Annotated in this window: 8 protein-coding genes; 3 read left to right on the top strand and 5 right to left on the bottom strand. The window is 71.4% G+C overall.

Annotated elements, in window-relative coordinates:
• The 5 genes from D8M35_RS07335 to D8M35_RS07355 form a co-directional block, all read right to left on the bottom strand.
• Window positions 1-672, bottom strand: coding sequence for a peroxiredoxin-like family protein (locus D8M35_RS07335; protein ID WP_126891258.1), 672 nt, complete (start codon window positions 670-672; stop codon window positions 1-3).
• 124 nt (window positions 673-796) lie between these two features.
• The gene (locus D8M35_RS07340) at window positions 797-1,459 is read right to left on the bottom strand and encodes a hypothetical protein (protein ID WP_126891259.1); all 663 of its coding nucleotides are present in this window, start codon (window positions 1,457-1,459) and stop codon (window positions 797-799) included.
• Window positions 1,459-2,130: a hypothetical protein gene (locus D8M35_RS07345; protein ID WP_126891260.1), complete on the bottom strand. Its 672-nt coding sequence runs from the start codon at window positions 2,128-2,130 to the stop codon at window positions 1,459-1,461. The genes D8M35_RS07340 and D8M35_RS07345 overlap by 1 nt, the downstream gene beginning before the upstream one ends.
• A 5-nt stretch (window positions 2,131-2,135) precedes the next feature.
• The gene (locus D8M35_RS07350) at window positions 2,136-3,959 is read right to left on the bottom strand and encodes an alpha/beta hydrolase (RefSeq protein WP_126891261.1); all 1,824 of its coding nucleotides are present in this window, start codon (window positions 3,957-3,959) and stop codon (window positions 2,136-2,138) included.
• Window positions 3,960-4,229: 270 nt separating this feature from the next.
• Window positions 4,230-4,691, bottom strand: a complete 462-nt coding sequence (locus tag D8M35_RS07355) for a RimK/LysX family protein (RefSeq protein ID WP_126891262.1) — start codon at window positions 4,689-4,691, stop codon at window positions 4,230-4,232.
• Window positions 4,692-4,759: 68 nt separating this feature from the next.
• Here D8M35_RS07355 and rimK point away from each other — a divergent pair, with 68 nt between their 5' ends.
• The 3 genes from rimK to D8M35_RS07370 all read left to right on the top strand — a co-directional run.
• On the top strand, window positions 4,760-5,938 hold the full coding sequence (rimK, locus tag D8M35_RS07360) for a 30S ribosomal protein S6--L-glutamate ligase (protein ID WP_058727301.1): 1,179 nt from the start codon (window positions 4,760-4,762) through the stop codon (window positions 5,936-5,938).
• Window positions 5,939-6,006: 68 nt separating this feature from the next.
• Window positions 6,007-7,080: a 3-oxoacyl-ACP synthase III gene (locus tag D8M35_RS07365; RefSeq protein ID WP_126891264.1), complete on the top strand. Its 1,074-nt coding sequence runs from the start codon at window positions 6,007-6,009 to the stop codon at window positions 7,078-7,080.
• Window positions 7,077-8,343: alpha/beta fold hydrolase (locus D8M35_RS07370; protein WP_148113339.1), on the top strand; the 1,267-nt coding region annotated here is incomplete at its 3' end. The genes D8M35_RS07365 and D8M35_RS07370, both read left to right, overlap by 4 nt.

Here is an 8,343-nt window from a genome sequence, read left to right on the forward strand (position 1 = left end):
TCAGTGCGCGGGGACCACCAGGTCGTCGACCGCGGTCAGGACGTCCGCGACCTCGGTGCGGGTCGTGTAGTCGACGTGGACGTCCGCGAAGCGGACCACGCCGTCGGCGTCGATCACGAAGACCGACGGGAACGGGATCGCCGCGGTGTCGTCGGCGTTGCTGTCGGCGACGTCGAAGCCGAGTTCCGTGTGCGCGGCTCGCGCGGCGGCACTCGGCTCCGTGACGATGCCGAAGCGCCCGGCGAGCACGTTCTCCGGGTCGGTGAGCACGGGGAAGGCGAGCTCGCCGTTCGCGATCGACTGCTCGGCCGCCTCCGGCGTCTGCGGTGACACGGCGACGAGCCGCACACCGCGCTCCCGCAGTGCCGGGAGGAGCTCCTGCTGGTACGTGCGCAGGGTGATGTTGCAGTAGGGGCACCAGGCACCGCGGTAGAAGACGACGACGGTCGGGGTGGAACCGCGGATCGCCGCGAGTGAGGTCTCCTCGCCCGTCGGGGTGACGAGCCGCGCGTCCGGAGCGGTCGCACCAGCGCCGACGACCCCGTCGGGTACGCCCGAAGCGCGCAGGTCGGCCTGCTCGCCGTCGAAGACCGCGGACAGCTCCGGGCCGATCTGGGCGGTGAAGCCCTGGTTGAAGTCGTCCACCTGGCGGGCGATGGTCTGGTCGGTCACGTCGGTCTCCTCGGGTGCGGGACGCCGGCGAGCGGGCCGGTGCGTGGAGCGTAGGCACGTCTCCTCGGCGGGGGAACGGCCGTCGTCACGGAGCGTCATCCGGGCAACTGAGCGTGACGGGCGCTCAGATCTTCGGCGGTCGGATGATCGGGTCGCTCCACTTCGGGAACGGCGGGTACTCGCCGGGGCGGGACTCCTCGGGGTACTCCCCGTCGTTGCGGCCACCGACGGCTTCGGTCAGCTCGAGTCCGTCGTTGGTCCAGAAGAGTCCGCTGTAGATCGTGAGTGCGTGGTTGCCGTTGCTGACGATGAGGTACTGGATGTGCCAGCCGTCGTCGGTGACCGCCCACACGTCGTGGTTCTTCCCGAGCGTGCGCTCTCGCCAGGGCCAGCCCTGGTCCTCGAAGTAGTCGATCATCGGTCGCAGTTCACGACGGTCGCTGCCGGCGTCGAGGGAGGACCAGACGCGTGATGTGCGCAGGTCGTAGCTGTTCTCGGTGGTCGAACCGATCAACGGGACGACGCCGTCACCACCGATCCCGGGGACACGGTCGCCGCCGACCCACCGCCACTCACCGTCGTGCACCCGACGTTGCGCGGCCGCGAGCACCTGCTGCATCCGCTCGTAGTGCTCGTGGTACCGATCGAACTCCTCGTGGAGCGACATCCGCGCCACGTCCTCCTGCGTCAGGCCAGCGGCGTCGACGGCGGAGGGGTCGCTCGCTGGGGCGCAGCCGGTCAGTGCGAGTGAAGCGGAGGCGACGAGGGCTGTGAGGAGGCGTCGCATCAGATCTTCGGTGGTCGGATGATCGGGTCGCTCCACTTCGGGAACGGCGGGTACTCGCCGGGGAAGGACTCCTCGGGGTACTCCCCGTCGTTGCGGCCGCCGACGGCCTCGGTGAGCGCCAGACTGTCGTTCGTCCAGTACTGCCCGCTGTAGATCGTGAGGGCGTGGTTGCCGTTGCTGACGATGAGGTACTGGATGTGCCAGCCGTCGTCGGTGACCGCCCACACGTCGTGGTCCTTGCCGAGGGTTCGTTCTCGCCAGGGCCAGCCCTGGTCCTCGAAGTAGTCGATCATCGGTCGCAGTTCACGACGGTCGCTGCCGGCGTCAGGAGAGGACCAGACGCGCGTCGTGTCCATCGCGTAGCTGTTGTCGATGGTGGAACCCGCCAACGGCACCACGCTGTTCTCGTTTCCTCCACCCGACGGCACGCGGTCGCCACCGTTCCACCGCCACTCGCGGTCGCGCACCTGACGCTGCGCGGCCGCGAGCACCTGCTGCATCCGCTCGTAGTGCTCGTGGTACCGATCGAACTCCTCGTGGAGCGACATCCGCGCCACGTCCTCCTGCGTCAGGCCTGCGGCGTCGACGGGCATGCGGTCTCCTCCCGCCGTGCATCCGGACAGGAGCCAGGCGCAGGCGATGATTGCGGCGAGGGCGCGGATCGATCGCATGGTCGTCATCCTCGCTCTCCCGTTGCGATGATCTGCGAGATGGTGTGCCGGGCGGTGGAACCCGGGCTGAGGTAGCCGACCTGGCCGGCGGTTTCGGGGTACATGTCGTGGCCCGTCACGGCCGCGAGACCGTCCGCCGCTTCGGAGCTGAAGACCTCGACGTTCGGCAGGTCGCGTGGGTCGGTCCGGCCGATCCTGCCCGTGATGGCGGTGTGGTCCGCCTGCCCTTCCGTCGCGTACACGCGGTCGACGTCGAGGTGTTCCGGCTTGGTCGCGTCGGTGAAGCCCACCGACCCGTAGGTGACGAAGGTGTCGACGCGGTGTCGGGTCTGAGCCAGTGCTTCGGCTGCGGTCGTCGAGCCGTACGAGTGGCCGAGCACCGTGAGTCGACGCGGTGCCCCGCCTCGACTGTCGTGGATGCCGTCGAGGAAGGACGCCAGCTCGGCCCCACCCGCGGCGGCTCGTCCCTGTGCCGGGACTTCGGGCAAGGCGGGTGCGCGATAGCCGAACCAGGACACGACCGCGTAGGACGCCGAACTCTCCACCTTCGCAGCGGAGTCGAGGAGGCCTGCAGCGGCGATTGCTTTCTGTCTGGTGCTGTCGAGGGTCGTCGTCGCCCCGGGGACGTTCACCGTGACGTTCTCGGCGGTGTCCAGGTCGCCCAGCACGACCGCGGCGACGGGAGCGCCGTTCGCGACGCCGAAGCCGACGAGTTGCGCCACCGTCACGGTCGGCGCGGGTAGATCGGCTGCGATCTTGTCGGCCCGCTGGAGGCCCTGAGCGAGCGCGCGGACCTGTGCGGTGAACTCCTCGAGGCTCACCGCGCCGTACGTGGAAGCCAGGCCGAAGAGTCGGTACATCCGTTCCGGGTCTCGAATCGCCACGGCGAGCACCCGCCGCGAGGCCGCGTCACGAGCGACGGCGGGCACCCCGTCGAGGTTCGCCACCTGCACCTGTGCGCGCAGCGGGAGCGCCGCGATGTCCTCTGCGGTGAGCCCGAGCTCCTTCCACGCCGCCGCGACCTGCGCCGGGGTCAGGGACGGGTCCAGCAGCCGCTGTACAGCCGGGGACAGGGTCGACGCTCCGGCGACGTCGAGCGCGACGTCGGCGACCGACCCTCCGCCGGCAGCCTCGAACGCGTCGGCGACCCGCGCCGCCCACCGGGCGTCCTCGGCGTTCTCGTCGAGGTACTCGCCGAAGCCGCCGGGCAGCGGGGGGGCCTCGACGGGGACCCACCCGCACCGGTCACGGAACCCCGCCCACGCGTTCCGGACGCGGACGAGGTCCTGCTCCGTCACGCCGTCCTGCGCCTGGGCCGCGGCTGCGAACTGTCGCAACCGGTCTGGATCAGCACTGCTGCGCCCGGTCGACTGCCCACCGGTCCGTCGTCGGTGTCGAGCGCGGAAGGTCGCGGTGACGGGCGTCGGTCTGATCGGGGGATCGGTGGGCTCCGGATCGAAGACCGCTGCGCTCGCGTCGAGTACCGGCTCCCACACGGCGCCCACGCCGACCAGCGCGTGCTGGCGGTCGGCCACTCGTCTCTGCCAGGCCGCGAGCTCCGACCGGCGCCGCCGCTCCCGCGAGGCCTGGTGCTGGGCGATCCGCACCTGGTCGGCGAGGTCGTCGAGGGCGCGTGCGAGTCGCACCCGGTCCTCGGACTCGACGCTCCTGGCGGTCTCGAACAGGCGCGCGTACCCGCCGTCGAAGTCCCGCAGCGCTGCTTCAGCAGCGCTCCGTCGCGGCCATGCGCTCCCGCGCAGCGCCAACGCGGCCTGTGCAGCGCACGCGGCGAGCCGCGCAGCTGCGGCGTCGTCGAACTCGAACCCCACGTTCCACCCCCGTCACCGAACCGGCAAGGTGTAGAACGTAGCATTTCAGTACGAGCGGGACGAAGCCTGTGGAATACGGCCCTTCCGGGACGGGAGGCGCGGATCCAGCCCGCCCCGCGCCTCCCGTCCGCCTTCGTGCGGGACGCATGGTGGGAGGCGCGCACAACGGGACGCGCGTCGCACCACGGAACGACGTGGCGCGGCGTGCCTTCCGTTGTGCGGGAGCACAGCGCGCCGCCCCTCAGCGCCAGCGCCGCGCGCCCCCGCGCCTCAGGCGCGACCGCGGTTGCGCCGCCGGATCTCCTTCGGTGCCCGCCCCGACATGAACGACCGGGCGGGGTCGACCAGGAACCCCTGGCGCAGCGCCTCGCGGCCGACGAGCATCCGGAAGCCCATCTGGTCGCGGTTGCTCAGCGTGACCTCGGCGTCGATCGTGCGGCCCGCGAGCGTGATCGGCGTCAGCACGACGATGCGCTCCTGCGTGTGCCCCGTCGAGCTCCGGACGATCCGCCGGTCGTGCACGTCGCACTCGTGCGTGACGGCGTCGGCGTCGGTGTCCTGCCACGGGTGCACCGAGAAGCGCACCCGGTCGCCGGGGAGCTCCTCGAGGTCGAACGCGTGCAGCGCCGAGCTCCGCGCCCCGGTGTCGAGCTTCACCTTGATCCAGGGCAGGTCCAGCCCGGGCAGGGCAGCCCACTCACGCCATCCTGCGATCGTCGGGTTCCGGGCCATGTGCCCATCCTGTCGCATGCTTTGATTGAGCGTCGCCGTCGACGTCTCGACCCCGTGGAGCAACCCCGATGAAACTCGCCATCCTGTCGCGCGCCCCGCACGCGTACTCGACGCAGCGTCTGCGTGCCGCCGCGGTCGACCGTGGGCACGAGGTCAAGGTGCTGAACACCCTGCGGTTCGCCATCGACCTGTCCGGCGACGAGCCCGACCTGCTGTACCGCGGCAAGCTGCTCAGCGACTACGACGCCGTGCTCCCGCGCATCGGCAACTCGATCACCTACTACGGCACGGCGGTGGTGCGGCAGTTCGAGCAGATGGACGTCTACACGCCGAACACGGCGACGGGCATCACGAACTCGCGCGACAAGCTCCGCGCGAACCAGATCCTGTCCCGCCACCACATCGGCATGCCGGCGACCACGTTCGTGAACAGCCGCGCCGACGTCCGCGGGGCGATCGACAGCGTCGGTGGGGCACCGGTCGTCATCAAGCTGCTCGAGGGCACACAGGGCATCGGCGTGATCCTGGCACCCGAGGCGAAGGTCGCCGAGTCGATCGTCGAGACCCTGCACTCCACGAAGCAGAACGTGCTCATCCAGGCGTTCATCTCCGAGAGCCGGGGCCGGGACATCCGTGCACTGGTCGTGGGGGACCGGGTCGTGGCCGCGATGCGACGCAGTGCGTCCGGCGACGAGTTCCGGTCGAACGTGCACCGCGGCGGCACCGTCGAGAAGGTCACGCTGAGCCCCGAGTACGAGGAAGCGGCGGTGCGCTCGGCGCAGATCATGGGCCTCCGCGTCGCGGGCGTCGACATGCTCGAGGGCAACGACGGGCCGCTCGTCATGGAGGTCAACTCCTCCCCGGGGCTCGAGGGCATCGAGCGCGCGACCGGTCTCGACGTCGCCGGGGCGATCATCGACTTCATCGGCAACCAGGTCGCGTTCCCGGAGATCGACGTCCGTCAGCGCCTCAGCGTCTCGACCGGCTACGGGGTGGCCGAGCTCCTCGTGCACACGAACGCCGACCTGGTGGGCAAGACCATCAAGGAGTCCGGGCTCTGGGACCGGGACATCACGGTCCTGACCCTGCACCGCGGCGCCTCGGTGATCCCGAACCCCCGCAGCGGCGTCGAACTGCAGGCCAGCGACCGCCTGCTCTGCTTCGGCAAGCTCGAGGAGATGCGCTCGATGATCCCGGACCGCCGCCGCCGTCGGTCGAAGGTCCGCAAGCTGCCCAAGGACGCCTGACCGGTGCCGCCCAGCGCACCCGGATCGCGTACCCAGGTCAGATGCGGAAGTATGTGTCGGTGACGATCATGACGGAACGACCGGTCGACCAGTCGACGAGCAGCGAACCGGAGCGCCCCGGCAACGCCACGGCGAAGCACCAGAACGTGTCGCTCCTGTCGGTCGCGACCACCGTCGCGGACCGTGTGACGACGTCCGCGGACATCGAGGCGAAGCTCCGCGGGGCCCTGCGTCGGCTGCGTCTCCCGACCGGTCTGCTCGAGCGGGTCGCCGGTGTCACCGAGCGCCGCAACTGGGGCGAGGGCCAGACCTTCCAGGACGCCGCGATCGACGCCGGCCGTCGCGCGATGGCCGAGGCCGGCATCCGTCCGGAGGACGTCGGCCTGCTCATCAACACCTCCGTCACGCGCCCCCACCTCGAGCCGAGCGTCGCCGTCCGCCTGCACCACGGGCTCGGACTGCCGACGTCGGCGATCAACTTCGACATCGCGAACGCCTGCCTCGGCTTCGTCAACGCGATGAGCGTCGCCGCGGGCATGATCGACTCCGGGCAGATCAAGTACGCGCTCATCGTGGACGGCGAGGACGCCGACCAGGTGCAGCTCAACACGATCGACCGCCTGAACCAGGGCGGCCGGAACCGCAAGGACTTCATGAGCGAGTTCGCGAGCCTGACCCTCGGATCGGGTGCCGCGGCCGCCGTGCTCGGCCCGTCCGACGTCCACCCCGAGGGGCACCGCATCATCGGCGGCGTCACCCGTGCCGCGACGCAGTGGTACGACCTGTGCGTCGGCAGCGTGGACGGCATGTTCACCGACGCGAAGATGCTGCTGAAGGGCGGCATGGAGCTCGTCGTCGCCGCCTGGAACGAAGCGCGGTCGCACTTCGACTGGCAGGACATGGACCGCTACGTGCTCCACCAGGTCTCCGACGTGCACACGAACGCGTTCGTCGAGGCCATCGGCATCCCGCGCACCAAGGTGCCGACGACCTACCAGCGCTACGGCAACGTCGGTCCGGCATCGATCCCGATCACCCTGGCCGACGAGGTCGACCGCGGGGGCATCACCCGCGGTGACCGCGTCTTCCTCGGTGGGGTCGGTTCCGGCATCAACACGGCGATGATGGAACTGCGCTGGTGAGGTCCGGCCTCCCGCGCGTCGCCGCCAGCACGGCTCCGGCGACGCTCCCGCCGCCCCTGCCCGGACTCGACCCGGCCTGGTCCCGCCTGGTCACGGTCCCCGCGTCACCGGGTGGACAGCCGGGAGGCGCGGCTCGCCCCGCGCGCACCTGGCACCTCCTCGACACGGCCGATCAGCTCGAGGCCCTCGGCGTCACTCCGGTCGGCACCCTGCTCTGCGTGCACGGCAACCCCACGTGGTCCTACCTCTGGCGGTCCGTCGCCGCGCGGACGCTCGACGCCGCCAGGGCCGGGGGTCCGGCCTGGCGCGTGGTCGCGGTGGACCAGCTCGACATGGGCTTCTCGGAGCGCACCGCGGACCAGCACCGCCTGGCCGACCGCGTCCGCGACCTCGGTGCCCTGACCGACGAGCTCGGGCTCACCGGACCCGTCGTCACCCTCGGGCACGACTGGGGCGGTGTCGTCTCGCTCGGCTGGGCGGTCGACCACCCCCACCTCGTGGTGGGCGTGGCGACGTGCAACACGGCCGTGCACCAGCCCGACGACGCACCGATCCCCGCTCCGCTGCGGCTCGCCCTGCGTCCCGGTGTGCTCGGGCGCGGGACGGTGCTGACGCCCGCGTTCCTCGAGACGACGCTCGCGATCGCGCACCCGTCGCTCGACCGTCCCGTCGCCGACGCCTACCGGGCGCCGTACCGCGGAGCCGCCCGGCGCGGGGGGATCGGCGGCTTCGTCGCGGACATCCCCGTCGACCGCACGCACCCCAGCGCCGCCGAGCTCGACCGGATCGCCGCCGGTGTCGCGGCGCTCGAGGTCCCGGCGCTCGTCATGTGGGGACCGCGTGACCCGGTGTTCCTGGAGCGCTACCTCGACGACCTGGCCGACCGGCTCCCGCACGCCGACGTGCACCGCTTCGAGGGTGCGGGCCACCTGCTGCCGGACGACGCCGACGTCGCGGGGACCGTCCTCGACTGGCTGGGTGACCGCCTGCCGGAGGACCACGCGCCCGGCGGCGGCGAGACGAGCCTCCAGGCCGGCACGCACGACGCACCCGAGTCTCGCGGTGCCCGACCGTTCTCGGGTGCTGCGGCTCGAGACACGTCGTCCAGCCCGAGTCTCGGGTCCGACCACCATCGGCCGCTGTGGGCTGCGCTCGACGACCTCGCCGACGACGCCAGCCCGGCGCTCGTCGAGATGGCCGCCGCCGGTGGTCCGCGCACGGTCTCCTGGCGGCTGCTCGCCCGCCGCGTCCGCGAGGTCGCTG

Origin of the sequence: Curtobacterium sp. HSID17257 (assembly GCF_003989515.1) — a bacterium.
Lineage (GTDB): Bacteria > Actinomycetota > Actinomycetes > Actinomycetales > Microbacteriaceae > Curtobacterium.